Source organism: Devosia sp. J2-20, assembly GCF_055808475.1.
The window spans coordinates 3,711,663-3,738,622 of record NZ_CM147870.1 but is presented as its reverse complement, the minus strand read 5'-3'; the positions used below and the strand labels follow the sequence as shown (position 1 = coordinate 3,738,622).

General features: G+C 62.7%; 29 protein-coding genes and 3 pseudogenes. 16 read left to right on the top strand and 16 right to left on the bottom strand.

All coding sequences use genetic code 11. The features are described 5' to 3' along the window. Positions 1 to 453, bottom strand: coding sequence for a DUF2214 family protein (locus AC0L37_RS18610; protein ID WP_282222378.1), 453 nt, complete (start codon positions 451 to 453; stop codon positions 1 to 3). A 60-nt stretch (positions 454 to 513) separates the two neighbouring features. On the opposite strand from AC0L37_RS18610, the gene AC0L37_RS18605 reads away from it, so the two are divergent. Both AC0L37_RS18605 and AC0L37_RS18600 read left to right on the top strand, forming a co-directional pair. Further along, the gene (locus AC0L37_RS18605) at positions 514 to 1,074 is read left to right on the top strand and encodes a TetR/AcrR family transcriptional regulator (protein WP_282222379.1); all 561 of its coding nucleotides are present in this window, start codon (positions 514 to 516) and stop codon (positions 1,072 to 1,074) included. Positions 1,075 to 1,145: 71 nt separating this feature from the next. Continuing rightward, positions 1,146 to 2,152, top strand: a pseudogene (locus tag AC0L37_RS18600) (adenosine kinase). A 403-nt stretch (positions 2,153 to 2,555) separates the two neighbouring features. On the opposite strand, the pseudogene AC0L37_RS18595 reads toward AC0L37_RS18600, so the two are convergent. Both AC0L37_RS18595 and pyrF read right to left on the bottom strand, forming a co-directional pair. Continuing rightward, positions 2,556 to 3,299, bottom strand: a pseudogene (locus tag AC0L37_RS18595) (TIM barrel protein); the annotation flags it as partial. Beyond that, positions 3,299 to 3,997, bottom strand: coding sequence for an orotidine-5'-phosphate decarboxylase (pyrF, locus tag AC0L37_RS18590; RefSeq protein ID WP_269371339.1), 699 nt, complete (start codon positions 3,995 to 3,997; stop codon positions 3,299 to 3,301). The gene pyrF and the pseudogene AC0L37_RS18595, both read right to left, overlap by 1 nt. Positions 3,998 to 4,128: 131 nt before the next feature. On the opposite strand from pyrF, the gene AC0L37_RS18585 reads away from it, so the two are divergent. After that, the gene (locus tag AC0L37_RS18585) at positions 4,129 to 4,347 is read left to right on the top strand and encodes a hypothetical protein (protein WP_282222380.1); all 219 of its coding nucleotides are present in this window, start codon (positions 4,129 to 4,131) and stop codon (positions 4,345 to 4,347) included. Here AC0L37_RS18585 and AC0L37_RS18580 read toward each other — a convergent pair. Together AC0L37_RS18580 and AC0L37_RS18575 are read right to left on the bottom strand one after the other, a co-directional pair. Beyond that, complete coding sequence (locus AC0L37_RS18580; RefSeq protein WP_269371341.1) at positions 4,319 to 4,939, bottom strand: histidine phosphatase family protein; 621 nt, start codon at positions 4,937 to 4,939, stop codon at positions 4,319 to 4,321. The two genes, AC0L37_RS18585 and AC0L37_RS18580, sit on opposite strands and share 29 nt — an antisense overlap. Positions 4,940 to 4,943: 4 nt before the next feature. Next, a complete protein-coding gene (locus AC0L37_RS18575) occupies positions 4,944 to 5,489 on the bottom strand; it encodes an NADPH-dependent FMN reductase (RefSeq protein WP_282222381.1) in 546 nt (181 codons plus the stop codon). Positions 5,490 to 5,603: 114 nt separating this feature from the next. Here AC0L37_RS18575 and AC0L37_RS18570 point away from each other — a divergent pair, with 114 nt between their 5' ends. Then, the gene (locus AC0L37_RS18570; RefSeq protein ID WP_212660018.1) at positions 5,604 to 6,011 is read left to right on the top strand and encodes a VOC family protein; all 408 of its coding nucleotides are present in this window, start codon (positions 5,604 to 5,606) and stop codon (positions 6,009 to 6,011) included. Positions 6,012 to 6,099: 88 nt separating this feature from the next. Here AC0L37_RS18570 and dnaJ read toward each other — a convergent pair whose 3' ends face one another. The 6 genes from dnaJ to AC0L37_RS18540 all read right to left on the bottom strand — a co-directional run bounded on the left by dnaJ (position 6,100) and on the right by AC0L37_RS18540 (position 11,911). Next, on the bottom strand, positions 6,100 to 7,233 hold the full coding sequence (gene dnaJ, locus AC0L37_RS18565) for a molecular chaperone DnaJ (protein ID WP_212660019.1): 1,134 nt from the start codon (positions 7,231 to 7,233) through the stop codon (positions 6,100 to 6,102). 231 nt (positions 7,234 to 7,464) lie between these two features. After that, positions 7,465 to 8,271 (bottom strand): alpha/beta hydrolase, encoded by an 807-nt coding sequence (locus AC0L37_RS18560; protein ID WP_282222382.1) that lies wholly within the window; start codon positions 8,269 to 8,271, stop codon positions 7,465 to 7,467. Next, positions 8,256 to 8,519: a hypothetical protein gene (locus AC0L37_RS18555; protein WP_282222383.1), complete on the bottom strand. Its 264-nt coding sequence runs from the start codon at positions 8,517 to 8,519 to the stop codon at positions 8,256 to 8,258. Before AC0L37_RS18555 ends, AC0L37_RS18560 begins: the two co-directional genes overlap by 16 nt. Positions 8,520 to 8,838: 319 nt before the next feature. Continuing rightward, entirely contained in the window at positions 8,839 to 9,306 is a 468-nt protein-coding gene (locus tag AC0L37_RS18550; protein WP_212660021.1) for a hypothetical protein, read from the bottom strand. An 81-nt stretch (positions 9,307 to 9,387) separates the two neighbouring features. Beyond that, positions 9,388 to 11,301 (bottom strand): molecular chaperone DnaK, encoded by a 1,914-nt coding sequence (gene dnaK, locus AC0L37_RS18545; RefSeq protein ID WP_212660022.1) that lies wholly within the window; start codon positions 11,299 to 11,301, stop codon positions 9,388 to 9,390. Between the two features lie 271 nt (positions 11,302 to 11,572). Further along, on the bottom strand, positions 11,573 to 11,911 hold the full coding sequence (locus tag AC0L37_RS18540) for a hypothetical protein (RefSeq protein WP_282222384.1): 339 nt from the start codon (positions 11,909 to 11,911) through the stop codon (positions 11,573 to 11,575). Positions 11,912 to 12,039: 128 nt separating this feature from the next. On the opposite strand from AC0L37_RS18540, the gene pabB reads away from it, so the two are divergent. Both pabB and pncA read left to right on the top strand, forming a co-directional pair. Then, a complete protein-coding gene (gene pabB, locus AC0L37_RS18535; RefSeq protein WP_282222385.1) occupies positions 12,040 to 13,827 on the top strand; it encodes an aminodeoxychorismate synthase component I in 1,788 nt (595 codons plus the stop codon). Positions 13,828 to 13,858: 31 nt separating this feature from the next. Next, positions 13,859 to 14,467 carry a bifunctional nicotinamidase/pyrazinamidase gene (gene pncA, locus AC0L37_RS18530; protein ID WP_282222386.1) on the top strand — a complete coding sequence of 203 codons (609 nt, stop codon included), beginning with the start codon at positions 13,859 to 13,861 and terminating at the stop codon, positions 14,465 to 14,467. Positions 14,468 to 14,535: 68 nt separating this feature from the next. Here pncA and grpE read toward each other — a convergent pair whose 3' ends face one another. Both grpE and hrcA read right to left on the bottom strand, forming a co-directional pair. Continuing rightward, complete coding sequence (gene grpE / locus AC0L37_RS18525) at positions 14,536 to 15,132, bottom strand: nucleotide exchange factor GrpE (protein ID WP_212660026.1); 597 nt, start codon at positions 15,130 to 15,132, stop codon at positions 14,536 to 14,538. 127 nt (positions 15,133 to 15,259) lie between these two features. Next, a pseudogene (hrcA, locus tag AC0L37_RS18520) lies at positions 15,260 to 16,335 on the bottom strand (heat-inducible transcriptional repressor HrcA). A gap of 137 nt (positions 16,336 to 16,472) precedes the next feature. Between hrcA and rph the strand changes: the two are divergent. From rph to hemW, 4 genes are read left to right on the top strand one after another with little or no spacing between them, the layout of a single operon-like run. Continuing rightward, positions 16,473 to 17,189, top strand: a complete 717-nt coding sequence (gene rph, locus AC0L37_RS18515; protein ID WP_212660028.1) for a ribonuclease PH — start codon at positions 16,473 to 16,475, stop codon at positions 17,187 to 17,189. Next, positions 17,186 to 17,332 (top strand): hypothetical protein, encoded by a 147-nt coding sequence (locus tag AC0L37_RS18510; protein WP_212660029.1) that lies wholly within the window; start codon positions 17,186 to 17,188, stop codon positions 17,330 to 17,332. The genes rph and AC0L37_RS18510 overlap by 4 nt, the downstream gene beginning before the upstream one ends. Then, the gene (gene rdgB / locus AC0L37_RS18505; RefSeq protein ID WP_282222387.1) at positions 17,329 to 17,970 is read left to right on the top strand and encodes an RdgB/HAM1 family non-canonical purine NTP pyrophosphatase; all 642 of its coding nucleotides are present in this window, start codon (positions 17,329 to 17,331) and stop codon (positions 17,968 to 17,970) included. The genes AC0L37_RS18510 and rdgB overlap by 4 nt, the downstream gene beginning before the upstream one ends. Beyond that, a complete protein-coding gene (gene hemW / locus AC0L37_RS18500) occupies positions 17,960 to 19,117 on the top strand; it encodes a radical SAM family heme chaperone HemW (RefSeq protein ID WP_249327939.1) in 1,158 nt (385 codons plus the stop codon). Before rdgB ends, hemW begins: the two co-directional genes overlap by 11 nt. Here the strand turns inward: hemW and AC0L37_RS18495 are convergent. Beyond that, positions 19,114 to 20,358 carry a penicillin-binding protein activator gene (locus AC0L37_RS18495; RefSeq protein ID WP_282222388.1) on the bottom strand — a complete coding sequence of 415 codons (1,245 nt, stop codon included), beginning with the start codon at positions 20,356 to 20,358 and terminating at the stop codon, positions 19,114 to 19,116. The two genes, hemW and AC0L37_RS18495, sit on opposite strands and share 4 nt — an antisense overlap. A gap of 82 nt (positions 20,359 to 20,440) precedes the next feature. Between AC0L37_RS18495 and rsmI the strand changes: the two genes are divergently transcribed. The 4 genes from rsmI to AC0L37_RS18475 all read left to right on the top strand — a co-directional run bounded on the left by rsmI (position 20,441) and on the right by AC0L37_RS18475 (position 23,333). Then, complete coding sequence (gene rsmI, locus AC0L37_RS18490; RefSeq protein WP_269371359.1) at positions 20,441 to 21,328, top strand: 16S rRNA (cytidine(1402)-2'-O)-methyltransferase; 888 nt, start codon at positions 20,441 to 20,443, stop codon at positions 21,326 to 21,328. After that, entirely contained in the window at positions 21,297 to 21,683 is a 387-nt protein-coding gene (locus AC0L37_RS18485; RefSeq protein ID WP_269371360.1) for a YraN family protein, read from the top strand. Before rsmI ends, AC0L37_RS18485 begins: the two co-directional genes overlap by 32 nt. Before the next feature lie 8 nt (positions 21,684 to 21,691). After that, positions 21,692 to 22,639: a glutathione synthase gene (gene gshB / locus AC0L37_RS18480; RefSeq protein WP_269371362.1), complete on the top strand. Its 948-nt coding sequence runs from the start codon at positions 21,692 to 21,694 to the stop codon at positions 22,637 to 22,639. Between the two features lie 61 nt (positions 22,640 to 22,700). Continuing rightward, positions 22,701 to 23,333, top strand: a complete 633-nt coding sequence (locus tag AC0L37_RS18475) for a MarC family protein (RefSeq protein ID WP_212660035.1) — start codon at positions 22,701 to 22,703, stop codon at positions 23,331 to 23,333. Positions 23,334 to 23,662: 329 nt separating this feature from the next. On the opposite strand, the gene AC0L37_RS18470 is transcribed toward AC0L37_RS18475, so the two are convergent. Next, the gene (locus tag AC0L37_RS18470) at positions 23,663 to 23,785 is read right to left on the bottom strand and encodes a hypothetical protein (RefSeq protein ID WP_282222389.1); all 123 of its coding nucleotides are present in this window, start codon (positions 23,783 to 23,785) and stop codon (positions 23,663 to 23,665) included. 87 nt (positions 23,786 to 23,872) lie between these two features. After that, positions 23,873 to 24,661 (bottom strand): glycoside hydrolase family 25 protein, encoded by a 789-nt coding sequence (locus AC0L37_RS18465; protein WP_282222390.1) that lies wholly within the window; start codon positions 24,659 to 24,661, stop codon positions 23,873 to 23,875. A 233-nt stretch (positions 24,662 to 24,894) separates the two neighbouring features. Between AC0L37_RS18465 and AC0L37_RS18460 the strand changes: the two genes are divergently transcribed. Both AC0L37_RS18460 and AC0L37_RS18455 read left to right on the top strand, forming a co-directional pair. After that, positions 24,895 to 26,418 (top strand): YifB family Mg chelatase-like AAA ATPase, encoded by a 1,524-nt coding sequence (locus tag AC0L37_RS18460; RefSeq protein WP_282222391.1) that lies wholly within the window; start codon positions 24,895 to 24,897, stop codon positions 26,416 to 26,418. Beyond that, the gene (locus AC0L37_RS18455) at positions 26,418 to 26,873 is read left to right on the top strand and encodes an NUDIX domain-containing protein (RefSeq protein ID WP_282222392.1); all 456 of its coding nucleotides are present in this window, start codon (positions 26,418 to 26,420) and stop codon (positions 26,871 to 26,873) included. The genes AC0L37_RS18460 and AC0L37_RS18455 overlap by 1 nt, the downstream gene beginning before the upstream one ends. The last annotated feature ends 87 nt before the right edge of the window (positions 26,874 to 26,960 follow it).

Below are 26,960 nucleotides of genomic sequence, written 5' to 3'. Positions count from 1 at the left end.
CTAGATGCCGTAGCCCCGCGCCATGGCAGCAGCAAACAGCGGGATCAGCGCCAGCCCGATTATCTGCAGATGGATGAAGCGGCGGCTGCGCGCGATCTGCGCATCGGGCACGACAAAGCCCGGATCATCCCGCAGCGCCCGGCTCCAGCGCACCAGCGAAACGGTGGGCTGGATCGAGAGCAGGCCCACAATCACGAACAGCCCCATCTTGCCCCAGAAAATGTGGTTGGCCAGATAATAGCCCGCCCCGCTCTGGCCAAACAGCACGCGCCCCACGCCCACGGCGATCAGCAACATTGCCGCGCCGCCATAGGCTCGGTCGATCCGTGCCAGCTGTCTCAGTCGCAAGCCTTCCAGACCTGGCCGCAATAGCGCGAATTCGGCAGCGACAATCCCCACCACCACGAACACTGCCAGATGATGAGCGAAGGCCAGAACCAGATCGATATCCATTTGCGGGGCTCCAGCACCTTATGTTATCACTGCTCACATATATGAATGGCCATGTAAACAATGTCAACATCTGCCAATGCGCCTTACCATCACGGCGATCTGCGCCGCGCCCTGCTCGATGCAGCACTGATCATTCTCGAACGTGACGGCGAGGCGGGGCTGGGTCTGCGCGATCTGGCGCGGGCGGTGGGGGTGTCGCCTGCGGCGCCCTATCGCCATTTCGATAGCCGCGCCGCCCTGCTCGAAGCGCTGGCTGTCACCGGCTATCAGCGCTTCACCACCGCCATGAACGAGGTCGCGGCCAGCAGCCCACCCGATATTCTCTCGGCCATGGGCAAGACCTATGTGCTGTTCGCGCTGAACAATACCGCGCTGTTCCGGCTGATGTTTTCGCCCCAGCTCAAGCGCGATAACCGCCCCGGTCTGCGCATGGCCGCCAATGCCGCCTTTGACACGCTCCGCCAGGTCAGCGGCGGCGATAATCCCGGCGGGCGGATCGCCGCGCTGGCCGCCTGGGCCCGGGTGCATGGTCTGGCCGTCCTGCTGCTTGATGGACAGATCGCCATCCAGGCGGGCGAGGATATCGAGGCCCTGATCACCGAAATCATCGAGAAGCGCTGAGCCGCTGGACGTTGCGCCCGGCTAAACCTTGCTCTAAACGGTCATCCGGCCCCCTCAACCCGGATCCGTTCATGACCCAGACGCGCTTCGACGTTCTCACCATCGGCAATGCCATCGTCGATATCATTGCACCGGTGGAACCAGGCTTCATCGAACGCGAGGGCATGAAAGAGGGGATCATGCACCTGATCGATACCGATCGGGCCGAAGATCTCTACGCCAAGATGCCCCAGGGCCGTCAGCAGATTTCCGGCGGCAGCGCTGCCAATACCGCAGCTGGCATTGCCTCGCTGGGGGGCGCGCCGCCTTTGTCGGCAAGGTTGCCGATGATCCGCTCGGCGATGTGTTCGAGGCCGATCTGAACGATATTGGCGTGTTCTACAATACCAGCCGCCTCAAGAATGGCGCGCTGACCGCCCGCTCGATGATCTTTCTGAGCGAAGATGGCGAGCGCACCATGAACACCTATCTGGGCGCCTGCCATCAGCTGACCGAAGCCGATATCAACGAAAACGAGATCGGCGGCGCAGCCATTACCTTCATGGAAGGTTTCCTGTGGGATCCCCAGGAGGCCAAGAAGGCCTTCGTGCTGGCCGCCCACTATGCCCACAAGAACGAGCGCGCCGCGGCCCTGACCCTGTCTGATCCGTTCTGCGTTGATCGTTTCCGTGCCGAATTCCTCGACCTTATCCGCTCCAAGACCATCGACTACGTCTTTGCCAATGTGCACGAGCTCAAATCGCTCTATCAGACCGATGATCTGGGCGAAGCCGTGCGCGAAATTGCCAAGGATGCCGAAGTCGCGGCCATTACCATGGGGGCTGATGGCGCCATGGCCATCCACAATGGCGAAGTGACCTCGGTCCCTGCCTTCCCCATCGACAAGGTGGTCGATGCCACCGGCGCGGGCGATCTGTTCGCCTCGGGCTTCCTGCTCGGCCTGGCCCGCAATCAGACCATGGAAGAAGCCCTCAAGACCGGCTGTCTGTCGGCCCATGAAGTGATCAGCCACATCGGCGCCCGCCCCCAGGTCGACCTGACCACCCTCCTCAGCCAGCACGGCCTGGCCGCCAGCTAGGCGTTATTTGCTGCTAGTCGAGCCCCCACTTGGAGTTGATGGCCTTCATGATCCGCTCAAACCGGGCTTCGCTCCACCCGGCTGACAGCATGACGAAGAATGCGATTGCAGCCAGTGCTGTCGGCACACTGCTTAACGCCGCGGAATAAACAACCGCAGCGGCAACCAGCGCAGATAGAAAACGCATAAAGTCCATTCTCATTCTCCCAAACATCAGATTCTGGAGCCTCGCCTTAGGCTTTAAGAAACAACAAGATGTATCGTCCCCGGCATGCCGCTGCTGAGAAGTAGTTAACGCTACCGGCATGGAGCAAATAGGGCGTCTAACATCTCTGGGAGTCGAAGCCCTTCCCGCTAGAACACGATCTTTGACGGCGGACCTACCCCAGACTCCCCGCATCATCTCCAGCGCATCTGCCGTTGATCCCGTCGGCTTGAACTCCAGACCCACCGCGCCCGCATAGCCCTGTGTGTCCAGCCAGCTCAGCTTCTGCCGGAGCGGCAGCTGGCCGCTGCCGGGTTGGTTGCGGCCGGGATGGTCGGCGATGTGGACGTGAAAGATGCGGTTCAATCGGCCGGCCAGCACGCTCTCGGAGTCCTCGTCCATCACCATGGAATGATACATGTCATAGGTCAGGCCGATCTCGGGGCGGTTGACGGCGTCGACAATGTCGAGCGCTTCGGCGGTGCTGGTCAGGTAATAGCCGGGATGATCGACGCGATCATTGAGTGGCTCCAGCGCCAGCCGCACGCCCGACCCGGTCAGCACATCGGCCGAGCGGGCCATGGCCCGGGTCAGCGCCGCATGCTGGCGGGCGCGCTCGACGCCCTCAAGCAACGGCCCCGACTGGCAGATCAGGATCGGCGCACCCAGCCGCACCGCCACATCGCGGCTGTTTTCGAGGCCGGCAAGAAAGCGGTCATGGTCGCTGTCGCGCGTCAGCTCGGCAAACGGTTCGGCGACAATGCCGGCCAGCGTGATGCCGGTCTGCTGCAGCGTCCGCTCCACCGCATCGAGATCCTTGTTCGACCACAGCCAGAATTCGACCTGTTCGAACCCCGCTGCCTTGGCCAGTTCAATGCGCTGGCAAAAATCATCGGTCTCGGGGACGAACAGCATGTCGATGCAGGCAGAGAATTTGCGCATCATGCCAGCCGCGTGCCGGTATTCATTTCCGCCAGAATGGCTTTGGCCGCAGCGGCAGGATCGGCCGCTTCAATGATGGGCCGCGCCACCACCAGATGGGTCGCCCCGGCGCTGAGCGCCTGCGCCGGGCTCATCACCCGTTTCTGATCACCAGCCGCGCTGCCGGCCGGCCGGATGCCCGGGGTGACGATGGAGAGATTTGGGCCCACAATGTCGCGTACCATGGCCGCTTCATGCGCCGAGGCGACCAGCCCGCCAATGCCGGCATCGCGCGCCTGCTGCGCCCGCAGCGCCACCAGCCCTGCCGTGTCGCGGGCAAAACCGGCTTCCTTGAGATCGCTATCGTCCATCGAGGTCAGCACCGAAACGCCCAGAATGGACAGATCCGAGCCTGCCGCACCCTTGACCGCGGCGCGCATGCATTGGGGATAGGCGTGCACGGTCAGCATGGTGGCGCCGGTCTCGGCAATCGCGGCCACGCCCTTTTCGACCGTATTGTCGATATCGAGCAGCTTGAGGTCAAAGAACACCTTCTTGCCTGCCGCCAGCAGCGCCTTGCCCAGCGCGAAGCCATCGGCGCCGTAAAAGCACTGATAGCCAATCTTGTAGAAGTCGACGCTGTCACCCAGCAGCGCCACGATTTCCTCGGCGCGCGCGCGTGACGACACATCCAGTCCAACGATCAATTGGCCAGCCATGCTCTTCCCTCCGATGTGTATGTTGGCTCAGCACCTAGAGGATTTGCACCCACGCCGCAAGCTGCCGGGCGCGATTGCCGATGGCGGGTCGGCGTGCTTAGTCTTGGCGATGCCAAGGAGGGCAATGGTCAATGTCCACGCTCGTCGTCACCCATCTCAACCACGATCTGCAGAACCGCAGATCCTATGTGAATTTCGTCTGGTCCGATGATCCGGCCAAGCGGCTGGGGCTCGAAGTGCCCTATGGCACCACGCTTGATGATGCCGAGCGCGCGGCCAATATCGCAGTTCAGTCCCTGTCCGATGAACTGGTGGCGGCCACTATCGAGCTGCCGCAACAGAAGGGCTGAACCAGCCGGGTGCGAAATCTTCCATCGCCACCCATTCGGCCGCAAGCTTTGCCGGTTCGAGATCGAACGCGAAGCAATTGCCGCCGCCGGGATGCGCATGCCGGCTCTGATCCTCGGCGCGGGCAATGGCGCGGCCGCTCACATGGCACTTGAGCAAGGTGCCCACCCCGCCATGGCCGCAAAACACCACCGGGCGGTCCGCGCCGGTTTCGGCCAGCGCCCGGGCCACCGCCGCCACGATGCGCATCTGTGCGTCGATGGCGCGTTCCCAGCCCTGGGCACTGGTAGCCGGTTCGCCAAAGAACCGGTCAGCCATGGCCTCGAATTCTGCGCTGGGCAGAAAGCCGGTGGCGCTACGATCATTCTCGCCCAGGGACGGATCGATGCGGATATCGCGGTCGGGCGACAACAGCGTGGCCAGTTCGATCGCCTTGCGCTCATCGCTGGCAAAAATCGCCGCCCCTGTCGGTACGATATCGCGATCGGCAAAGGCCTGGGCGCGCGCGCGCCCCTGCGGGCTCAACCCCCATTGCGGCACCGGCACGCTGGCGTCGATCAGCACTTGCGGATGGGTGACATAGAGCGCGCGCACTGCGCTAGCCCCGGCTGAAATGGGTCAGTTCGTGCACCATCTGATCGACCTTGCGCACAATGGCGGGTTCGACAAAGTTCTGCTGGGCGTCAAACGCTTCCTCGGCGGGCCCGATACCCAGCAGGGTTGGCACCACCAGCGCGCCCACCTTGGTCAGCGATTCGCGCAGATGGCTCAGCGACCAGATCGTGCCGTACTTGCCCGAGCTAACCCCGCCAATGCCGAACACCGCATGGCGAAACGGGCTCGGCCGCTGGCGGCTGACCCAGGTGATGGCATTGACCAGCAGTGGCGGCAGTCCGCCATTATATTCTGGCGTGGCAATGAAGACGATGTCGTGGCTGCGCCAAAGCTCGGCCAGGGCCACCGCACCCTGCGGGACGGCATCGGCTTCCAGATCCTCATTGAAGATGGGCAGATTGAAATCACCCAGATTGATGGCGTTCACGCTCACGCCCGCCGCCTCGAGCTGGCGTCCCAGATGGGCCTGCAATTTCAGGTTGTGCGAGCCTTGGCGGATCGATCCGGACAGGGTCAGGGCAGTGGTCATGTCATCTCCAACTCAATTGATGTCGAAAGTGACGTGGCTGGTCCGTCGTGGCAAGGGCGTTGCCCCCGATCGGGCAATGTCCTAGCCATATCAATCCATCAGGGAGTATTGCCCATGTCTGCAATGATCTTCGTCAACCTGCCGGTCACCGATCTGGACGCTGCCATGGCCTATTACAAGGCCATCGGCTTTGATCACAATCCGCAATTTACCGATGAGACAGCGGCCTGCATCGTCATCAGCGACACCATTTTTGTCATGCTGCTCACCCATGACAAGTTCAAGCAGTTCTCGCCTCTGCCCATTCCCGATCCAAAGGCCCAGACCCAGGCCCTCTATGCGCTCTCGCGCGATAGCCGCGCGGCGGTGGATGCCATAGCCGAGGCCGGTCTCAAGGCCGGGGGCAGCGAAATACGGCCGGCCCAGGATATGGGCTTTATGTATTCACGCGCCATTGCCGATCTGGATGGCCATGTGTGGGAACATATGTGGATGGATATGGCGCAAATGCCCCAGGACTAGGCGCCGCTGGTGATTGCGCTGCCGCGTGCGCGGCAATGATACCATGCGGGGTTACCCCGCATGGCGCTGATTGAATACGCGATGCGCCTTAGGCGTCGAACATCTTTTTGAGCTTGTCGAAGAACCCGCCCGAGGTCGGGCTGGTGGCCTCGGTTTCGAGCTGGGCGAACTCTTCGAGCAGTTCGCGCTGCTTGCGGCTGAGCGCTTGTGGCGTCTCGATATCGAGCTGCACATACATGTCGCCGACATCCTTGCTGCGCAGCACCGGCATGCCCTTGCCCTTGAGCCGGACACGCTGGCCGGGCTGGGTACCGGCCGAAACCTTCACCTTGGCCCGCGCATTGTCCAGCGTTGGCACTTCGAACTCGCCGCCCAGTGCGGCGGTGGTCATGGCAATAGGTACCCGGGCGAACAGATCGGCGCCATCGCGCTGGAACAGCTCATGGGGCCGGATCGAGATAAAGATATACAGGTCCCCCGGCGGGCCCCCGCGCAGCCCCGCTTCGCCTTCATTGGCCAGCCGGATGCGCGTGCCGTCTTCAATCCCCTTGGGAATATCAACGCTGAGCGTACGGTTTTCCTGACGACGGCCCTGACCACCACAATCGGTGCAGGGCTGGTCCATCATCTGGCCGCGGCCCTGACAGACCGGGCAGGTCCGCTCAATGGTGAAAAAGCCCTGGGCGGCGCGCACCTTGCCATGGCCATTACACTGCCGGCAGGTATGGGTGCCCGTGCCAGGCTTGGCGCCCGAGCCGTCACAGGTATCGCAGCCGACCAGGGTTGGCACGTCGATCTCGACGGTGCGGCCTTCAAAGCTCTCTTCGAGGCTGATTTCAAGATTGTAGCGCAGATCGCTGCCACGCAGCTTGGCCGCGCCGCCACCGCCCCGACGGCCGCCGCCGCCCATGAAGTCGCCAAAGATATCGTCAAAGATATCGGACATGGACGAGTTGAAGTCAGGCCCGAAACCGCTCGGACCGCGGCCACCGCCATTCTCGAACGCCGCGTGGCCAAACCGGTCATAGGCGGCCCGCTTCTGGCCGTCCTTGAGCGTGTCATAGGCCTCGTTGATTTCCTTGAATTTGGCCTCGGCCTCATCATTGCCCGGATTCCGGTCAGGGTGATGCGCCATGGCCAGCTTGCGGTAGGCGCTCTTGAGCGCAGCGTCATCGGCGCCCTTTTCGACACCGAGCACGTCGTAGAAATCCCGTTTGGACAAGAAGCACGTCTCCAATGCGTTGCCGGTCGCGACAGGCGCGCCCGATCAAGATCTAAGCCCCTAGATGGCAATCGACCCCACGGCCCGCAAGGGGTCTGGGGCCGCTAGAGCGTTTTGAGCAAAAGTTGGTGCACTTTTGCCGGCCAAAACGCCCTTCTGCTCTCAGGGCAACCAATTACCCGCTCATGTAGCAAGAGCGGGCGCAGGCTTCAACATGGGTGATTCGATTGGCTAGCGGCGCAGCGCGGCCGCGAATGTCTTGCTCAACCCGTCCGCGACATCGGCCTGGGCAAACAGCGCCTTGGTGACGATCCGGCCCATGCCGAAAAATCCCTGCGTGACCCCGTCATAGCGCAGCGTGGTGACTGCCACACCGGCCGCGCTCAATGCGCTGGCCAGTGCTTCGCCTTCCGAGCGCAGCGGATCAATCCCCGCCAGCACGATCAGGCTCGGTGGCAGTCCGGCCAGATCATCGCGGCCTACCAATTGCAGCGCGGGCACGGTTTCGGGCATGCCTTCGGGAAACAGCTGCTTGAAGCGCCAGCGCATGGCGGGTAGCCCGATCGGGCGCGTGCGCAGGGCTTCATCATAGGACGGTGTGCTCATATCCGTGTCGGCAATGGGATGGATCAGCACTTGCTGTACCGGCCGCAGCCCCCGCGTTTCACGTGCCTTGAGCGCCACATGCATGGCCAGATTGGCGCCTGCATCTTCGCCGGCCACCGCAATGCGGCGCGGATCGCCGCCCAGCCGATGGGCCTGACCACTCAGCCAGCCCCATGCCGCCCAGGCATCAGCATGGGCCGCGGGAAAACCATGCTCGGGCGCCAGCCGGTAATCGAGCGAAAGCACAATGGCGCCCGCCCGCCACGCAAAGGCGCGGGCCGAGGCGTCGTGACTGTCCAGATCGCCGGTAACAAAACCACCGCCGTGAAAATACAGCACCATCGGATTGAGCCGCTCCGCCAGCCCGGCGGGACGATAAAGCCGCGCCGCCAGGCTGCCATCGCCGCCGGGAATGCTCAGCGCCTCGACCACCACCTGATCATCACCGAGCGTGCCGCCCCCTGCGCCATCAGCGCGGCGATCGCATCGACGGCCCTGGGCTGGCTGCGTGCTGCATCGGGGCTCAACTGCTCAAGCGGACGCGCACCCAGTTGTCCCAGCATGTCGATCACCAGCTTCATATCGGTATCAAGCCCGATGGCAGGGTCTTGCCCGATCAGTTCGGCAATTCGGCCAATCGAGTCGGCGGCTGCGTCGGGATCGGGGCGGGGATCGGTCATGGTGGCGCTGCCCTGTCAGTTTTCAAGCGTCCCTTGGACCGGCTGAACCGGTCCGCAATTGGGCTCAATCAAGGATATTTTGCGGCAACCCTGTCGTCCGCCGGCAGCGGCGTACCCGATTAGCGCCGGTTTCTGGGCTGATTCACGTGAAACCAGCAAGCCTTCACCACAACGAAAAACCGCGCCAGTGGCGCGTGTGGTGTCGGTTCGGGGGGATTGCAGCATGGGGATTGAAGGTGGCGGCCGCTGATGCGGCGCATATCGGTGTCGCTGCCCGAAGGGGCATGGTCGGGGGCACGCAGGCCCCCGCGGCGCGGTCTTAGCCGGTTACGTCGGCGACATTGACGCCCTTGTCCATCAGCTTCTTGCGCGCGGCATTGACCGCATCGACGCTGAATTCGTCTTCATGGCGCATCACGATGGCTTCGCTGGTCAGGTCACCGCGACCATGGGCCACCAGTTTCTCGAAGCCGTCGCTGACGCCTTCTTCCATCATCTGATCGCTCAGCACCTTGTTGGCGCCGACGCGCTTGTGCTTGGCGCGCACCTTGACCAGCCGGGTCACCCGGCCATTGTCGGCGGTGCGGAACTCTTCGGCAGCCGCCAGGCTGGTCCAGAAGGCCCGTTCGACCTCGTCGCCAGCGGTGTCTTGGGCAACGCCCACCAGCTCGGCAATGCGCATCTGGCAGTCAAAGGCCAGGTCGTCATAGCCAAGCCGGACAGCGTTCGCCATCAGCTTGCGCAGTTTGTCGGGGTCGGTGAATGTTTTGGGGTCTGGAATGTTCATGGATCACCATACCCAGTTCCCGTTCAAACAAAAAGAGGCCCGGCAGCTGCCGGACCTCTTTATCTGTCGCTTCAGAGCCGCTTAGGCGGACTTCTTGTCGTCGTCGTCGCTGACTTCTTCAAAATCGGCATCGACGACGTCGTCATCGGCCTCTTCATCGGAGCCATTGGCCTTGGCTTCGGCTTCAGCCTGGCTGGCCTTGTACATGGCCTCGCCCAGCTTCATCGATGCCTGACCCAGCGCGTCGGTCTTTTCCTTGATCAGCTCGCCATCATCGCCTTCGATCACGGCCTTGAGCTCGGTGATCGCGGTTTCGATGGCAGCCTTGTCTTCGTCCGAGACCTTGTCGGCATATTCGCTCAACGACTTCTCGGTCGAGTGGATCAGGCTTTCACCCTGGTTCTTGGCTTCCACAGCTTCGCGCTTCTTCTTGTCAGCGTCAGCGTTCTGTTCGGCTTCCTGAACCATCTTCTCGATGTCGGCGTCGCTCAGACCACCAGATGCCTGGATGCGGATCTGCTGCTCCTTGCCGGTGCCCTTGTCCTTGGCCGACACATTCACGATGCCGTTGGCGTCGATGTCGAAGGTCACTTCAATCTGCGGCACGCCGCGTGGTGCAGGTGGAATGCCGGCCAGATCGAAATTGCCCAGCAACTTGTTGTTGGCGGCCATTTCGCGTTCGCCCTGGAACACCCGGATCGTCACGGCCGACTGGTTGTCTTCAGCGGTCGAGAAGGTCTGGCTCTTCTTGGTCGGAATGGTCGTGTTGCGATCGATCAGACGGGTGAACACGCCACCCAGCGTTTCGATGCCGAGCGAGAGTGGGGTGACGTCGAGCAGCAGCACGTCCTTGACGTCGCCCTGCAGCACGCCGGCCTGAATGGCGGCGCCCAGTGCAACCACTTCGTCCGGGTTCACGCCCTTGTGGGGTTCCTTGCCGAACAGCTGCTTGACCACTTCCTGGACCTTGGGCATGCGGCTCATGCCACCCACCAGAACGACTTCGTCGATCTGGCTGGCGCTGATGCCAGCGTCCTTCATGGCCTGCTTGCAGGGCTCAATGGTCTTCTGGATCAGATCGTCGACCAGGCTTTCCAGCTTGGAACGGCTCAGCTTGAGCGTCAGATGCTTTGGACCCGAAGCGTCGGCGGTGATGAAGGGCAGGTTGATTTCGGTCTGGGTCGAGCTCGAGAGTTCGATCTTGGCCTTTTCAGCGGCTTCCTTGAGACGCTGCAGCGCCAGCTTGTCGCCGCGCAGGTCAATGCCCTGCTCTTTCTTGAACTCGTCGGCCAGGTAGTCAACCAGACGCATGTCAAAGTCTTCACCGCCCAGGAAGGTGTCACCATTGGTGGATTTCACCTCGAACACGCCGTCGCCGATTTCCAGAATCGACACGTCGAAGGTACCGCCGCCAAGGTCATAGACCGCGATGGTGCCGGTGTTCTTCTTGTCCAGGCCATAGGCCAGGGCCGCAGCGGTTGGCTCGTTGATGATGCGCAGCACTTCAAGGCCGGCAATCTTGCCCGCATCCTTGGTGGCCTGACGCTGGCTGTCATTGAAATAGGCAGGAACGGTGATCACGGCCTGAGTGACGGTCTCGCCGAGATAGCTCTCAGCGGTTTCCTTCATCTTCTGCAGGATCATGGCCGACACCTGGCTGGGCGAGTACTTCTCGTCGGAAGCCTGTACCCAGGCATCGCCATTGTCGGCCTTGACGATCTTGAAGGGCACCAGGTTCTTGTCCTTGGCCACGACAGCGTCATCAAACCGGCGCCCGATCAGGCGCTTGACGGCAAACAGGGTATTTTCAGGATTGGTCACAGCCTGGCGCTTGGCCGGCTGACCCACCAGACGTTCGCCATCCTTGGAGAAGGCGACCATCGATGGGGTGGTGCGGGCACCTTCCGCATTTTCGATAACCTTGGGATTGGTGCCATCCATAACCGCAACGCAGCTATTGGTGGTGCCCAGGTCGATACCAATGACTTTAGCCATTTACTCTAGCCTCTCTGTAAGCAAACCCTTGCTGGAGCCCCTCTTGCGAGGCAGATCCGAGGCTCCTTGGAGCCGGGTTCCTAGCAATTGAAATTGCGCTCATCGCTGAGCTTGAGGGGTATATAGGGGGTCCCCCTAAGGCTTCAAGCGTTCAAAGGACACATTCGGCCCTGCTTGGTCTCATTGCCGCCGTTCTGGCAGAAAACAGCCCGACTCAGCCAGCTGAGCGAGGCCGGCAGCACTGCCGACCTCCCCATGCGGCCCCCTGACGCTATTGCGCGTCGGTCAGGGTATATTCGCTCAGCGAGCAGATATCGACTTCGCGCACATCAAGCACGCCGCCTTCGGCACTCTCAAAGCGGAAATCGTAAAAGCACTCGTCCGAGCCATCGCCAATGGTCACGGTGCCCATCGTATCGGGCTCGATGGTGCCGTTCTCGCCCAGGACGTCGGCGCCCCAGTTATCCTCATTGCTTGGCGTGGTATAAAAGAAGTGCACCGACTGGCTGCTATTGTTGATCAGCGTGAAGGCAACGGGCTCGGCCGCAGCCGGCATTGCACTGACGGCCAGCGCCAAAGCGGCAAGGCCACCCTTGAAATAGGGGTTCATGGTATTTTCCTCGGGGCCGGGCGCACCGGCGCCGCGACGGCGCACTATCAATCGGCGCGGAAATTAAGCAAGCGGCTTGCTCGCTGACGGCGCTTTTCTTTGCCCCGGCAAAACCCTAGAACCGGGCCATGTTCGCCACCGGCTCTGTCCTGCTGCACGATACCCGTGCCCCACACGGCACCAACCTGCTGTTCACCGCCCCCAAGGCGGTATTGCAGGCCCACAATGCTGCCGGGGTCCCTGCGGCCCTGGCCCAGCTTGAGGCTGCCCAGAAAGAAGGCATGTGGGCGGCGGGTTATCTGGCCTATGAGGCCGGCTTTGCCTTTGAAGAGCGCCTGGCCCCCCGCCTGCCCGCGCACAGCGATACCCCGCTGCTCTGGCTGGGCCTGTATGATCCCCCGCAAGAGCTGTCATCGGCAGCGGTCGATGCGCTGCTGGCCGATGCTGCCAGGGGCAGGACAGGTCGCGCCCTCGATATCGTGCCCAGCCTGAGCCCGGACCAGTATGCCGCCGCCTTTGATCAGGTCAAAACCCTGATCGCGGCGGGCGATACCTATCAGGTCAATCTCACCTTCCAGGCCCGCTTCCGGCTTGAGGGCGACCCCGTTGCGCTCTATCGCGATCTGGTGCGCCAGCAACCGGTGGCCTATGGCGCCCTGCTCAATACCGGTGACCACTGGATCCTGTCGCGCTCGCCAGAACTGTTCGTCTCCAGCCGCGGCAACACGCTGCGCGCCCGCCCGATGAAAGGCACGCTCAAGCGCGGGCTTTCAATTGCCGACGATGCCGCCGGGCAGGCCGCCCTTGCCAGCGACGAAAAGAACCGCGCTGAAAATCTGATGATCACCGATCTGCTGCGCAATGATCTGGGCCGCATCGCCACCATTGGCTCGGTCAAGGTCACCGACCTGTTTACCGTGGAAACCTATCGCACGCTGCACACCATGACCTCGGGCATTACTGCCATACGGCGGCCCGACATCACCACCACCGCCCTGCTGGAAAACCTCTTCCCCTGTGGCTCGATCACCGGCGCCCCCAAAATCCGCGCCATGGAAATCATTGCCGATCTCGAAGCGGGCCCGCGCGGGCTCTATACCGGCTCGATCGGCTGCTTCGCCCCCAATGGCGATCTGACCCTCAATGTTGCCATCCGTACCGCGATCATTGATGCCAGCGGTCATGGCCGTATCGGCATTGGCGGTGGCATTGTTGCCGACAGCACCGCAGATGACGAATACCGCGAGGCCCTGCTCAAAATGGCGTTCTTCACCAATCCCGCCGACCCGGTCACCCTGATCGAAACGCTGGCCTGGCGCCCCCAGCAAGGCTACATCCTGCGCCAGCGTCATCTCGACCGGCTGGCGGCCTCAGCCGAATATTTTGCCCTGCCCTGCGATCTTGAAGCCATCAATGCCCTGCTCGAGGCTCAAGTTTTCACCGCCCCCATGCGCGTGCGCCTGACCCTGGATGCCGGCGGCCCGGCCCTGACGGCGGTGCCCCTGCCGCCCAATCCCGACACATTCCGTTTCGTGCTGGCGCCCGAACGGCTCGACAGCCAGAACCTGTGGCTGGCCCACAAAACCACCAATCGGGCCTTTTATGACGACCCGCGTCAGCGCGCCCATGCCGATCACGGCGTCGATGAGGTGGTGTTTCTCAACCAGCGCGACGAACTCACCGAGGGTTCGATCACCAATCTGTTCATCGAACGCGATGGCATTCTGTACACCCCGGCTTTGGCTGCGGGTCTGCTGCCCGGCACGCTGCGCGCCGAGCTGCTCGCCAGCGGCAAGGCTGTCGAAGCGGTTTTGACGCTTGCAGACCTTGGCGCCGCCGATGCACTCTGGCTGGGCAATTCGGTGCGTGGCCTGCTGCGGGCCGAATGGGTGCAGCCCCCGGTTCAGTTGGAGTAACGCCAGTGACGATTTCGATTTCCCGCGCGACGTGCTGATCGTGGTCGATGTGCAATATGACTTCCTGCCCGGCGGTCATCTGGCGGTGGCCAATGGCGACGAGGTCGTGCCGCTGATCAATGCGCTGGCCAGAAAGTTCGCCAATGTGGTCTTCACCCAGGACTGGCACCCGGCCAATCACATCTCCTTTGCCAGCCAGCATGAAACCAAGGCGCCCTTCGAAACCATCGAGCTTGATTATGGCACCCAGGTGCTCTGGCCCGATCACTGCGTCTGGAACAGCCATGGCGCCGAACTCAGCCGCGATCTCGACATTCCCCATGGCCAGCTGATCCTTCGCAAGGGCTATAACCGGGCCATCGACAGCTATTCGGGGTTCCAGGAAGCCGACCGCGAAACCCAGACCGGGCTGGCCGGCTATCTCAATGAACGGGATATCGGCCGGCTTTATGTCGTCGGGCTGGCCACCGACTACTGCGTCGGCTGGACCGCCATTGATGGCGCCGCGGGCGGTTTTGACGTCACTGTCATCGAGGACGCCACCCGCGCCATCGACAATGATGGCTCGCTCGACAAGGCCTGGGCCGCCATGGCCGAAGCCGGCGTCACCCGCATGATGAGCCGCCAGATCCTGGGCTGATCGCCAGCCCCCGAACGAAAAATCCCCGCTTGCGCGGGGATTCACGTGAAACGCTTCGGATTGAAGTCCTAGGCGCTCTTGTCGACGGTTTCTTCGCTTGACGCATGGCTGGGGCCGCCCTTGGCAACGCCGACCATGGCCGGGCGCAGAATGCGGTCGCCAATGGCAAAACCGGCCTGCACCACCTGCACCACAGTGCCTTCGGGCTGGCTGGGATCGGGCACTTCAAACATCGCCTGATGCTTGTGCGGATCGAATTTCTGACCCTTGGCGTCGATCGGCGTCACGCCATGCTTGGCAAGCAGGCGCTGCATTTCGCGCTCGGTCATCTCGATGCCTTCGATCAGGCTCTTGGTGGTCGCATCGCCATTTTCGCGTGCCTCTGCAGGCAGCACCATCAGGGCGCGGCTCAGCGCATCGGTGGCGCTCAGCATATCGCGGGCAAAGCCGGCAATGGCATAGCTGCGCGTGTCATTGACGTCGCGCTCGGTCCGCTTGCGCAGGTTTTCCATCTCGGCCACGGTGCGCAGCACCCGGTCCTTGAGTTCTGAATTTTCCGCGCGCAGGGCCTCAATCGGGTCGATCTGTTCGACGTTGTCTGCGGTCTCTTCAACCGGGATTTCGACTTCGGGCGTTTCGCCCGAGGCGGCGTTCTCGTCGCTCATGATTGCTGTCTTCCGCAAATACCAAACAATTTGCCCCGCATATCGGCCAATATGAGGGCTATTTCAAGTCCACCCGGTATTCTCCCCATGCCCAATGCGGCACCGGGGCGATTACCGGGCCTCTCCGCTAGCGCTTGCGCGCCATCATGGCCGTGATGACGTGAGCGGTATAATCGACCACCGGCACGATGCGCGCATAGTTCAGCCGCGTCGGCCCGATCACCCCCAGCACGCCCACCACCTTGTCATTGGCGTCCTTGTAGGGGCTCAGGATCACCGAGGAGCCCGACAGCGAGAACAGCTTGTTCTCCGAGCCGATAAAGATGCGCACGCCCTGCGCCTTGTCGGCATCGCCCAGCAGATCGAGCAGTCCGTCCTTGCTTTCCAGCTCATCGAACAATTGGCGCATGCGCAGCAATTCGTCGCTGGCCATGGTGTCATTGATCAGATTGGCGCGGCCGCGCACGATCACTGTGGGGGCATTGCTGGGCGAACTCTGGCTCAGCGTGGCAATACCCGCATCGACAAGTTTCTGGGTCAGCTCATCCAGCTCGGCCCGCTGTTGGGCGCGTTGTGCGGCCAGCACCTTGCGGGCTTCGGCCAGCGTCCGCCCCACCACATGATGGGCGATGTAATTGCCCGCCTGGGTCAGCGCGCTGGCCGTCAGCCCCGGCGGGGTTTCCAGAATGCGGTTTTCCACCTGACCATCTTCGCCCACCAGAATCGCCATGGCGCGATGGTTATCAAGCCGCACGAATTCGAGATGGCGCAGCACCATGTCGGCCTTGGCGGTGATCACCACCCCGGCCCCATGGCTCAGCCCGCTCAGCAATTGGCTGGCCTCGGTCAGCACATCCTCGACCTGGCCGCGCTGCTGCCCTTGGATCGACTGGGCAATCTGGCTGCGCTCGATCTCGTTGACCGCGCCTACTTCAAGCATGGCGTCCACAAAGAACCGCAGCCCGTCCTGGGTCGGGGCGCGGCCCGCCGATGTGTGCGGCGCTGCGATCAGTCCGAGATCTTCAAGATCGGCCATCACATTGCGCACCGAAGCGGGGGATAACCCCCTTGCAGCATGCGGCTGAGATCGCGCGAGCCCACTGGCGCGCCTGTATCCAGGTACCGTTCCACAATTTTGCGGAAAATGTCCTGGCTGCGGGCGTTGAGCACACTCAAAAAGTCTTCCGGGAGCTTGCTCATGATTATTCGATAAAATCGTCCGCTTTAACTGTGGTCTCTTATTTAGGCGCATTGCTGCCTCCCGCCAAGCGTCCGCGGCTTGTGAGGCGGCGCTATGAGGGTTAAGAGGCGGTTAACTGCAATCGCCAAGTGGATTTCTGATGCGCCCTTCAGGACGTCAAGCCAACCAGATGCGCGCCGTCGCCATTGAACGCAACGTCGCCATGAAGGCGGAAGGCTCCTGCCTCGTCTCGTTCGGCAACACCAAGGTCATGGTCACCGCTTCGGTTGAAACCACGGTCCCGGGCTGGATGCGCGGCAAGGGTCAGGGCTGGGTCACGGCCGAATACGGCATGCTGCCGCGCGCTACCGGCAGCCGCAATCGCCGCGAGGCGACCGCCGGCAAGCAGACCGGCCGCACCCAGGAAATCCAGCGCCTGATCGGCCGCAGCCTGCGCGCCGTGGTCGACATGCAGGCCCTCGGCGAAGCCCAGATCACACTCGATTGCGATGTGCTCGAGGCCGATGGCGGCACCCGCACCGCCGCGATCACCGGCGCCTATGTGGCGCTGGCTGACGCCATCAGGTGGATGGATGAGCGCAAGCTGACCAAGGGCAAGGCGCTGCGCGATTCGGTGGCCGCGGTTTCCTGCGGCATCTATCGCGGCGCTCCCGTGCTCGATCTCGACTATCTCGAAGATGTCGAAGCCCATACCGACGCCAATTTCGTCATGACCGGCGCCGGCAAGTTCGTCGAAATCCAGGGCACAGCCGAACAGCAGCCCTTCAGCCGCGACGAGCTCAACGCACTCATGACCCTGGCCGAACAGGGCATTGGCGAACTCACACACATTCAGCAGGCAGTACTCTCGGCATGATTTCCTGGCTCAAGAATCTCGTCACCGCCAAACCGGCACCGCGTCAGCCCAGCACCATGCGCGATGCCTCGCCGGAAAACTGCGCGCTGTGGCGCGATGTATCCCGGGCGCTTGATGCCAAGCCGAAAGGGTCGAGCAAGTGAGCCTTCCCCGTCTGCGCGCTGGCGACAAGCTGGTGCTGGCCACCCACAATGCCGGCAAGCTCACCGAATTCCGCGAGCTGTTCGAACCCTTCGGGCTGCAGATTGTCTCGGCGGGTGAGCTGGGTCTGCCCGAGCCCGAGGAAACCGGCACCTCCTTTGCCGAAAACGCCCGCCTCAAGGCCCATGCCGCCGCCAGGGCCACCGGCCAGCTGGCGCTGAGCGACGATTCGGGTCTGTGTGTTGATGCGCTCAATGGCGATCCCGGCGTTTACACTGCCGACTGGGCCGGCGTGCCGCGTGACTTTGGTCATGCCATGCAACGCGTGCAGGATGCCCTTCAGGCCGCTGGTGCCACCACGCCGCAGCAGCGCAGTGCCTCGTTCAATGCCACCATGTGCCTGGCCCATCCCGATGGCCGCGACGTGCTCTATGTCGGCAAGGTCGAGGGCCAGCTGATCTGGCCACCGCGCGGCAGCATCGGTCATGGCTATGATCCGATGTTCATGCCCGATGGCCACACCATCACCTTTGGCGAAATGCCCGCCGAAACCAAACACTCATGGGCCCCGGGCCAGCAGGGGCTCAGCCATCGTGCGCGCGCCTTCAACCAGTTTTTCGAGGCCCAGATTGAGAAATAACCCCAACGATCTGTTCGGGGTCTATGTGCACTGGCCCTTCTGCGCCAGCAAGTGCCCATATTGCGATTTCAATTCCCACGTCCATCGCGGTCCCTTCGATGAGGATGGCTATGTCGCGGCCTATGAGCGCGAGATCGCCCATGCCGCCCAGCTCACCCCCGGCCGTGTCGTGCAGTCGATCTTTTTTGGCGGTGGTACCCCCTCGCTGATGTCGCCCAGCACAACGGGCCGCATCATCGATGCCATTGCCAGCCACTGGACCGTCGAGCCCAATGCCGAGATCACGCTTGAGGCCAATCCGACCAGCGTCGAGGTTGATCGCTTCCGGGGTTTCCGCACTGCGGGCGTCAATCGCGTCTCGCTGGGCGTGCAGTCGCTGCGCCCCGGCCCGCTGGCCGAACTGGGCCGTCGCCATTCCGTCGAGGAAGCCGTGGCCGCGGTGCGCATCGCCCAATCGGTGTTTGAGCGCTCCAGCTTTGATCTGATCTATGCCCGTCCCCGCCAGACGCTTGACGATTGGGAAGACGAGCTCAAGGAAGCGCTGTGGATGGCGCAGGGCCATATCAGCCTTTACCAGCTGACCATCGAGCAGGGCACGCGCTACTTCGACCTGCATGCCGCCGGCAAGCTGGCCATGCCCGATGAGGATCTCTCGGCCGATTTCTACGAGATGACCCAGGAGCTGACCGCAGCGGCCGGCCTGCCCGCCTATGAGATTTCCAACCATGCCCGCCCCGGCCAGGAGAGCCAGCACAACCTGCTGTATTGGCGCTATGGCGAATATGCCGGCATTGGTCCGGGGGCCCATGGCCGCCTGATGATCAACAATCAGCGCCATGCCACCGCCGACGAGAAAATGCCCTTTGACTGGCAGAAGAACGTCGTCGCCAATGGTCACGGCATGGTGGTCGACGATGTGCTGACCTGGGAAGAACAGGGCGACGAATTCCTCGTCATGGGGCTGCGCCTCAAGGAGGGCATTTCGCCCGCGCGCTTTACCGCCATTTCCGGTCGGCAGATCAATGCCGCCCAGATCGCGGCGCTCAAGGGCTATGGCTTTGTCGAGACCCTGCCCAATGGCAATATCCGCGTCACCGACCGCGGCTGGCCCGTGCTCGACGCCGTCGTGGCCGATCTGGCTGCCTAGAGCTTTGGGCCTTCGAGCCGGCTCGCCCCGCCTGCGCCCACCTGCATCAGCGCCAGCGCATATTCGCTGCGGCCATTGCTGAGGAACCGGAACACCCCGTCACGGCCGTTAAACCCGGTCGGGGTGGTCATCAGCATCGGGTTATAGGGCGGATTGGCCAGCGACAACGTGTTCACATTGGCCAGAATGGTGGCGGTATAGGCGATGGTTGCCAGCGCATGCGGCTGGCTGTTGAACCGCGCCTGATAATCGGCCCGGATCGCCGCCATCCCCGCCGGATCAACGGCTGGATAGAGCGCCCCGCTCAGCGATGGCGTGGCTGCAATGGTCGTGTCGCCCTCCCAGTCGGCCGAGCCGACAATCTGCACATCCGCCGGGCTGACCCCGGCCTGCGCCAATTGCGCACCAAACGCGGGTGCCGTGGCGCGGTCGGGAATGAACAGCGTATCGATAAGCCCTTTCTTGATCAGCGGCAGCGCCTGACTGACCACCTGGCTGACCTCGCTGGCGCCCGAGAACGTATAGACCGCACTGGGGGACAATCCCGCCTGCACCGCCTGCTGGCGGAATGCGGTCTGCAGTGCCTGACCATAGGCCGAGCTGGGAAAGGCCCCGGCGACGCCGCGCCGTCCCTTGGCTTTGACATAGCTTAGCGCCCGTTTCATCTCCATGTCGGGCAATACGCTGAGCAGATAGACCCCCGGCCCGGCCGCACCCGGATTGTTGGAAAACCCGATCAGGGGCACGCCTGCCGCGCGCGCCGCCGCGCCCGCAGCCGTCACCGAATCGCCGCGCAACGGCCCCAGAATCAGCTTGGCACCCGAAGCGATGGCGGCCTGGGTGGCGCTGGTTGCCCCGGCCACCGTGCCGCCGGTATCGCGCAGGGTAATCGTGGTGTTCTCGGCAATATTGGGATTGGCCTCGATAAAGGCCATGGCCAACCGGCTGCCATTGGCCATGGACTGGCCCACACTGGCCAGTCCCGCATTGCCGGTCAGTGGCAGCAGCAGTGCCACCTGTACCGGCCCGCGACCAAACACCTGACCCGGTCCGGCGGTGGTCAATGGCGTCATGGTCTGGTTGGCTGTAGGCTGGCTCGAACCACCAAAGCCGAAATCAATAGTGCGCGAGGCAATATGGATGGGCGAGCAGGCGCTCAGCACAAACAGGCCGACGATGGCGAAAGCCTGTGTTATGCCCCTTTGCGCAAGGCGATGACCTGTTCTTGTCCAACCGGTCATTGCGGCCCTTTCAATGCTAGCAGTCTGTTAACAGTTTGGGACCAATTGCTTAACCAATTCTCAACCTGCGGAGCCAGCACTCATGGCTGAAACCAGCCCGGGCTATTTCATTGCCGGCAACACCTTCACCGCGCCGCCACTGGCGCCGGGCCTGTATGTTGTGGCCACCCCGATCGGCAATCTGCGCGACATCACCATCCGCGCGCTCGAGACCTTGGCCGCGGCCGAGGCGGTGCTGTGCGAGGACACCCGCATGTCTGCTCGCCTGCTCGACCACTATGGCATCAAGACCCGCCGCATTGCCCTGCACGAGCACAATGAGCGCGCCAAGGCCGACGATATCGTCGCCCGCATCGCCGCCGGCGCCACCTTCGCCCTGATTTCCGATGCGGGTACGCCTTTGCTGTCCGATCCCGGTTTTCCGCTGATCCGCGCCATGGCCGAAGCGGGCCAGCCCGTTTTTCCCATTCCGGGGGCCTCGGCCTTGCTCTCGGCGCTGGTGGTGGCGGGCCTGCCCACCGACGCCTTTGCCTTTCACGGTTTCCTGCCGCCCAAGGCAGGCGCCCGCGCCAATGCCATCAAGGCGCTGGGCGATTCACGTGAAACCATGGTCTTTTATGAAAGCCCGCGCCGTCTCGACGATACGCTGGCGGCGATGGCCGAGATCTTCGGCGAGCGCCAGGCCGCCGTCGCGCTGGAACTGACCAAGCGCTATGAGCGGGTGCATCGCGGCACGCTGGCCGAACTGGCCGCCATCTTTGCTGAAGGCGAAACCAAGGGCGAGGCGGTTATTGTCGTGGCTGGCGCTGCCGCGCCATCCGCTCCCGACGCTGCCGACTGGCAAGCCGCCCTGCTCGAGGAAATGGCCGATCAGCCCCTGCGCGCCGCCGTCGATACAGTCACGGCGCGCTACGGGCTCAAGCGCAAGGATGTCTACAATGCAGCGCTCGCCCTCAAAGCCGAAAAATAAGGCGCGCATCGCCGCCTATCGCGGTGGTCATCGTGCCGAAGCGCTGGCCGCGCTGTTCCTGCAGTTGAAATTGTACCGCATCATCGCGCGGCGCCACAAAACCCCGGTCGGCGAAATCGACCTAATTGCAGAGCGTTTCGGCACCACCGTATTTGTCGAGGTCAAGGCTCGTAGGACGGCAGCGCGGCAAGCCGAGACACTCGAGGCGGTCAATACCAGCCGCATCACCCGCGCAGCCGATTACTGGCTGGCCCGCAACCCCGCCAAAGCCGATACCGATATGCGATTTGACGTGATTTTCCTTGCACCCTGGCGATGGCCGCGCCATGTCATCAACGCCTTCGACGCTAGCTGAGAGACACCATGACGCTCAAAGTCGCGGTCCAGATGGACCATGTAGCCACCATCAATCCCACCGGCGATTCCACTTTCGCCATGATGCTCGAGGCGCAGGCGCGCGGCCACAAGCTACTGCACTACACCCCTGACACGCTGGCGCTGCGCGACAATGTGGTGACCGCGCTGGCGGCCTCAATCGAAGTGTTCGACCGGCCCAAGGGTGAGCATTTCCAGCTCGGCGAGGAAACCCGCGTCGATCTGTCGACACAGGACGTGATCCATATGCGTCAGGATCCGCCTTTCGACATGAACTACATCACCATCACCCATCTGCTCGAGCGGCTGCATCCCAAGACGCTGGTGGTCAATCCGCCCGCGGCGGTGCGCAATGCCCCCGAAAAGATCCTCGTCACCGATTTCCCCGAGCTGATGCCGCCAACCCTGGTGACGCGCGACCGGGCCATGATCCACCAATTCCGCCGCGAGCACACCAACATCATCGTCAAGCCGCTCTACGGCAATGGCGGCGCGGGCGTCTTCTTCCTGCAGGAGGGCGACCACAATCTGGCCAGCCTGCTCGAACTGTTCGAGGCCAATTACCGCGAACCCTTCATGATCCAAAAATACCTGCCCGACGTGCGCAAGGGCGACAAGCGGATCATCATAATTGATGGCGAACCCGTGGCGGGGCTGAACCGCATTCCCGCCGATGGCGAGGCGCGCAGCAACATGCATGTCGGCGGCCGGCCCGAGCTGAGCGAACTGACCGCTCGCGAGCGCGAAATCTGTGCCGCGATCGCCCCGGCGCTCAAGGAACGCGACATGATCTTTGTCGGTATCGACGTGATTGGCGACTATCTCACCGAGATCAACGTCACCTCCCCCACCGGCATCCGCGAGATCAAGCGCTTCGGTGGTCCCGATATCGCGGTCATGATCTGGGACGCCATCGAAAAGCGTCGCGCCAGCTAGGCCCGGGGTGGGCAAAACCACCCTAACCCGTTACCTCTAGGAAAAATTCGGGAACAGCGTCATGCCCACAACGACATTTCTGGCCGCCTTCGCGACCTTGTTTGCCACCGTGGGCGTGGCCGATATCGCCTTCATCTTCGCTGCGCTCACCAAGCGCAATTCGGCCAAGGAACGCTTTGCCTTTGCCACCCGCGGCGTGCTCATTGCGGCCGTGATCCTGCTCACCTTCGGTGTGCTGGGCAATGTGATCCTGGATCTGTTCGGGATCTCTATTCCGGCCCTGCGCACCGCCGGTGGCCTGCTGCTGTTCCTGATCGCCATCGACATGGTGTTTGCCCGTCATTCGGGCGGCACCGGCACCACCGACGAGGAAGAGGTCGAGGCCCGCCAGCGCGATGACATCGCCGTCTTCCCGCTCGCCATGCCTCTATTGGCTGGTCCAGGCGCCATCAGCGCGGTGATCCTGCTGACCACCGGCGCCAAGACGGACCTGGAATTCTGGGCCGTGCTGGTTGCGGTGGTGGTGATCCTGTTTCTGGCCTGGCTTACCCTGCTGGTGGCTATTCCCATCCAGCGCCTGCTCGGTGTCACCGGCCTGGCGGTGGTCTCCCGCGTCGTCGGCATTCTGCTCGCCGCCCTGGCGGTGCAATTCGTCTTTGACGGCATCAAGCAGAGCGGCATTCTGGGCGGCTGAGGCTGCCCGCTGGGGCCGGCCAACGGCTTCCAAACCCCGCAAATCCGTAAAATTTTACCGTTAAGCAAGTCTTAACGCTAAGATTGACCCTGCGCGTGAGGTGGCGCACATCAAGGGCCATGACGTGACTAGGAGGACGCCAATATGCGTGTTGCAGCTCTTCTCGCTCTACTGATTATGGCCATGTTTGCCGCCAGCGCCTCGACCGCCACACCGGTGCGCTCCGAAATGCTCACACCCCTGGTGTTCGACGCCACCTGAGCGATAGGCCCCATGCAAAAGGGCGGCCGACCATGTCGACCGCCCCCAGACATCTCGCATCTTAAAGTCTACTTCTTTGCCGAGTTGCCGGTGCTGCCTGAGCCAAGACCGGTAATCGGCTTGGCGGCTTCAACCTTGTCTTTCTTCGGCTTCTTGGCTTCTTTATTGCTGCGCATCTGACCCTTGGCCATCTCACATTCTCCTCAGTGCCGGCCAGAGGGCCGACATCAATACCGATTTGACGCTAGACCTGCCCCCTTGCGCTGGCAAGGGCTAGACTATTTGGCGGCCTGACAGCGCCCGCTTGGCGCCAGCGCGGCAATCGCGCGCGGATCGCACCCGGTCTGCAGGAAGGTCAGCCAGTCATTCTGGTCGCCGTAATAGGCGTTGCGGTCAACTTCGCCCCGCACACCCCGCACCACGCCGGTCTGTGTCCACTGCCAGAACGTCCAGGTGCGGTTCGAATAGCGCTCATGGGGCTCGGCAGCGGTTGAACGCAGCCAGAAGGCATTGGGGAAATACTCGCCTTCGAGCACATCGCGGTGAAAGTTCATATCGGTATAGATCAGCGGCAGCTTGCCGGTGTGGCGCTCCATCACGTCGAGCATCAGGCGGATCTTTTCGAGCGCATCGGCGCGGCTCGGCTTGTTCTTGCAGCTCGAGTGATTGTTCCACTCCAGATCAAGCACGGGCGGCAGCGCGTCGGGATCATTGGGCACATTGGCGACAAACCAGGCCGCCTGTTCGGAGGCCAGCGAACACCAGGTCATGAAGTGATAGGCACCGCGCGGCATGCCGGCATCGCGTGCCCGTACCCAGTTTGTGCGGAAATTGGGGTCGAGGTAATCCTTGCCCTCGGTCGCCTTCATGAAGACGAAATGGATGCCCGACTGAAAGGCGGTACGGAAGTCGATATTTTCCTGATAGCGCGCCACGTCGATGCCCTGCACCGGCATGCCGCGCGCCCGGTCGACGCCCGAATGGGGCCGGTTATCGCCCTGAATGGGGCCATAAAGTCCGCCGCCTGACGAGCAGGCTACAACAAACCCGGCCAGCAATGCGGCCACGGCACCCTTTGCGATCGCGGAATACGAGGGAAATGGGCGGCTGAAAACCATCTGGGGCAAACTCTACGCAGGTACAAAATCTGCATTTGAATCAACATGGCGCGGTTAATGGATGCTTAGGTTAACCAGTAAGGCAGCTGGCGTGGTTAACAGGCCATTTTCCGTTCGCTTTACGTTCTTGTTCCCATCGACAGGCTTTGCTAGATTTGCCGCAGGGTTTGGGGGAACAGGCCGTGGTCACCCGTGTTGCCACTGTAGCGTTTGAGGGCATTGAGGCTGTGCCGGTCGATGTGCAGGTGCAGATCGCGCCCGGCATGCCCAAGTTCATTCTGGTGGGTCTGCCCGACAAGGCGGTCAAGGAAAGTGGCGAACGCGTCCGTGCCGCGCTCGTCGCCTCAGGCATTGGCTTGCCGCCCAAGCGCATCACCGTCAATCTCGCACCGGCCGACCTGCCCAAGGAAGGCAGCCATTACGATCTCCCTATCGCGCTGGGCATCATGGCCGCCATAGGCGCCCTGCCCCAGGATGCGCTGGATGGCTATCTGGCCTTGGGTGAACTGGGACTCGATGGCCGCCTGGCCCATGTCGGCGGCATTCTGCCCGCCGCCATTGCCGCCCAGGGGCGCGAACTGGGCCTGATCTGCGCGGCGCAATCGGGCGCCGAAGCCGCCTGGGCCGGCGAGGATCTCGATATTGTTGCTGCCGACAGCCTGTTGGCGCTGGTCAATCATCTGACTGGCCATCAACTGGCACCGCGCCCCTCGCCACGCAAGTTCGTGCCCACCAGCGGCCTGCCTGATCTCAACGAGGTGCGTGGCCAGTTAGTAGCCCGCCGTGCCCTCGAAGTGGCTGCCGCTGGTGGCCATAACCTTTTGATGATCGGTCCTCCTGGGGCCGGCAAATCCATGCTTGCAGCACGCCTGCCCTCCATCCTGCCACCGCTCAATCCACGCGAACTGCTCGATGTGTCGATGATCCAGTCTATTGCGGGGGAGCTGGTGGGTGGGGCCATATCGGATCGCCGCCCCTTTCGGGCGCCGCATCACTCGGCCTCCATGGCCGCGCTGGTGGGCGGGGGGCTCAAGGTGCGCCCCGGCGAAGTCAGCCTCGCTCATAACGGCGTATTGTTTCTCGACGAATTGCCCGAATTCGCTCCCGCCGTGCTCGACAGTCTGCGTCAGCCTCTGGAGGCCGGCGAGACGGTGATTGCCCGCGCCAATGTCCGCATCAGCTATCCCAGCCGGGTGCAACTGATCGCGGCGATGAACCCATGCAAATGTGGCCTGGCAGGCACGCCCGGTCACACCTGTCGTCGCGGCAAGGCGTGTGTCGATGACTATCAGAGCCGCGTCTCGGGACCGTTTCTGGATCGTATCGATATTCGCATCGATGTCCCCGCCGTCACCGCCGCCGATATGATCGCCCCCGGCACAACCGCTGAAAGCTCTGCTGAAGTCGCGGCACGCGTTGCCAGAGCGCGCGAGCGCCAGCGCCAGCGCTTTCTCGAACACGGGGCACCCGGCGTCTTCAACAACGCCGCAGCCGGCCCCAGCCTGATTGAATCGGTGGTCAATCCCAACAAGGCCAGCCAGACCCTGTTGCTGCAGGCCGCAGAGCGCTTCAATCTATCCGCCCGCGCCTATCATCGGGTTCTCAAAGTGGCACGGACCCTGGCTGATCTGGCCGGCGTCGACCGGGTTGAGCGCCCGCATATCGCCGAAGCGCTGAGCTATCGGCTCAATCTGGGGCAAGCCTGATGCGACATCGCATTTCCGCCGGGGCGCTGGTGATCCGCGATGGTCGCCTGCTGTTGCTGCGCCATTTCAAGCCGGACCGCTATGACTTCTGGGCCCCGCCTGGCGGTGGTGTGGAGGGCAATGAGACCCTCGAGGCCGCCGCCGAACGCGAAACCTTTGAAGAAACCGCGCTGCGCGTGACAGCGCGACGTCTGGCTTATCTCGACGAGGTCTGGAGCCCTGATGACCGCACCATGAAATTCTGGTTTCTGGCTGACTACTGCGCCGGTGAAATCGACCTGGGCAGCAATCCTGCGCTCGATGAGTCCATTATCGAGGCTGCATGGATCGGACCAGGCGATCCCCTGCCGGGACGTATGGTATTCCCTGCCCCCCTGCACGACCGGTTCTGGGATGACCTGGCGTCGGGGTTTGAACAGCCGGTACGCCTGGCGCTGCAACGCCAGCAGGTCTGAGGGGGTAAGACCTGTGCATAACTGCGTGGATAAGTGTTTCACGTGAATCCGTCTGGTTACGCGTTGCCAGCGGGCTGAGGCTCGCGC

Coding starts and splice junctions, on each gene's coding strand:
- dnaK (WP_212660022.1), bottom strand. CDS start 11,301: ATGGCTAAAGTCATTGGTATCGACCTGGGCACCACCAATAGCTGCGTT.
- AC0L37_RS18485 (WP_269371360.1), top strand. CDS start 21,297: ATGCAGCGCTCGCCCTCAAAGCCGAAAAATAAGGCGCGCATCGCCGCC.
- AC0L37_RS18510 (WP_212660029.1), top strand. CDS start 17,186: ATGATTTCCTGGCTCAAGAATCTCGTCACCGCCAAACCGGCACCGCGT.
- AC0L37_RS18585 (WP_282222380.1), top strand. CDS start 4,129: ATGTCCACGCTCGTCGTCACCCATCTCAACCACGATCTGCAGAACCGC.
- AC0L37_RS18550 (WP_212660021.1), bottom strand. CDS start 9,306: ATGAACATTCCAGACCCCAAAACATTCACCGACCCCGACAAACTGCGC.
- AC0L37_RS18495 (WP_282222388.1), bottom strand. CDS start 20,358: ATGACCGGTTGGACAAGAACAGGTCATCGCCTTGCGCAAAGGGGCATA.
- AC0L37_RS18470 (WP_282222389.1), bottom strand. CDS start 23,785: ATGGCCAAGGGTCAGATGCGCAGCAATAAAGAAGCCAAGAAGCCGAAG.
- rph (WP_212660028.1), top strand. CDS start 16,473: ATGCGCCCTTCAGGACGTCAAGCCAACCAGATGCGCGCCGTCGCCATT.
- AC0L37_RS18475 (WP_212660035.1), top strand. CDS start 22,701: ATGCCCACAACGACATTTCTGGCCGCCTTCGCGACCTTGTTTGCCACC.
- AC0L37_RS18570 (WP_212660018.1), top strand. CDS start 5,604: ATGTCTGCAATGATCTTCGTCAACCTGCCGGTCACCGATCTGGACGCT.
- AC0L37_RS18540 (WP_282222384.1), bottom strand. CDS start 11,911: ATGAACCCCTATTTCAAGGGTGGCCTTGCCGCTTTGGCGCTGGCCGTC.
- AC0L37_RS18455 (WP_282222392.1), top strand. CDS start 26,418: ATGCGACATCGCATTTCCGCCGGGGCGCTGGTGATCCGCGATGGTCGC.
- rsmI (WP_269371359.1), top strand. CDS start 20,441: ATGGCTGAAACCAGCCCGGGCTATTTCATTGCCGGCAACACCTTCACC.
- AC0L37_RS18555 (WP_282222383.1), bottom strand. CDS start 8,519: ATGACCGATCCCCGCCCCGATCCCGACGCAGCCGCCGACTCGATTGGC.
- AC0L37_RS18605 (WP_282222379.1), top strand. CDS start 514: ATGTCAACATCTGCCAATGCGCCTTACCATCACGGCGATCTGCGCCGC.
- AC0L37_RS18575 (WP_282222381.1), bottom strand. CDS start 5,489: ATGACCACTGCCCTGACCCTGTCCGGATCGATCCGCCAAGGCTCGCAC.
- pabB (WP_282222385.1), top strand. CDS start 12,040: ATGTTCGCCACCGGCTCTGTCCTGCTGCACGATACCCGTGCCCCACAC.
- AC0L37_RS18610 (WP_282222378.1), bottom strand. CDS start 453: ATGGATATCGATCTGGTTCTGGCCTTCGCTCATCATCTGGCAGTGTTC.
- grpE (WP_212660026.1), bottom strand. CDS start 15,132: ATGAGCGACGAGAACGCCGCCTCGGGCGAAACGCCCGAAGTCGAAATC.
- pyrF (WP_269371339.1), bottom strand. CDS start 3,997: ATGGCTGGCCAATTGATCGTTGGACTGGATGTGTCGTCACGCGCGCGC.
- gshB (WP_269371362.1), top strand. CDS start 21,692: ATGACGCTCAAAGTCGCGGTCCAGATGGACCATGTAGCCACCATCAAT.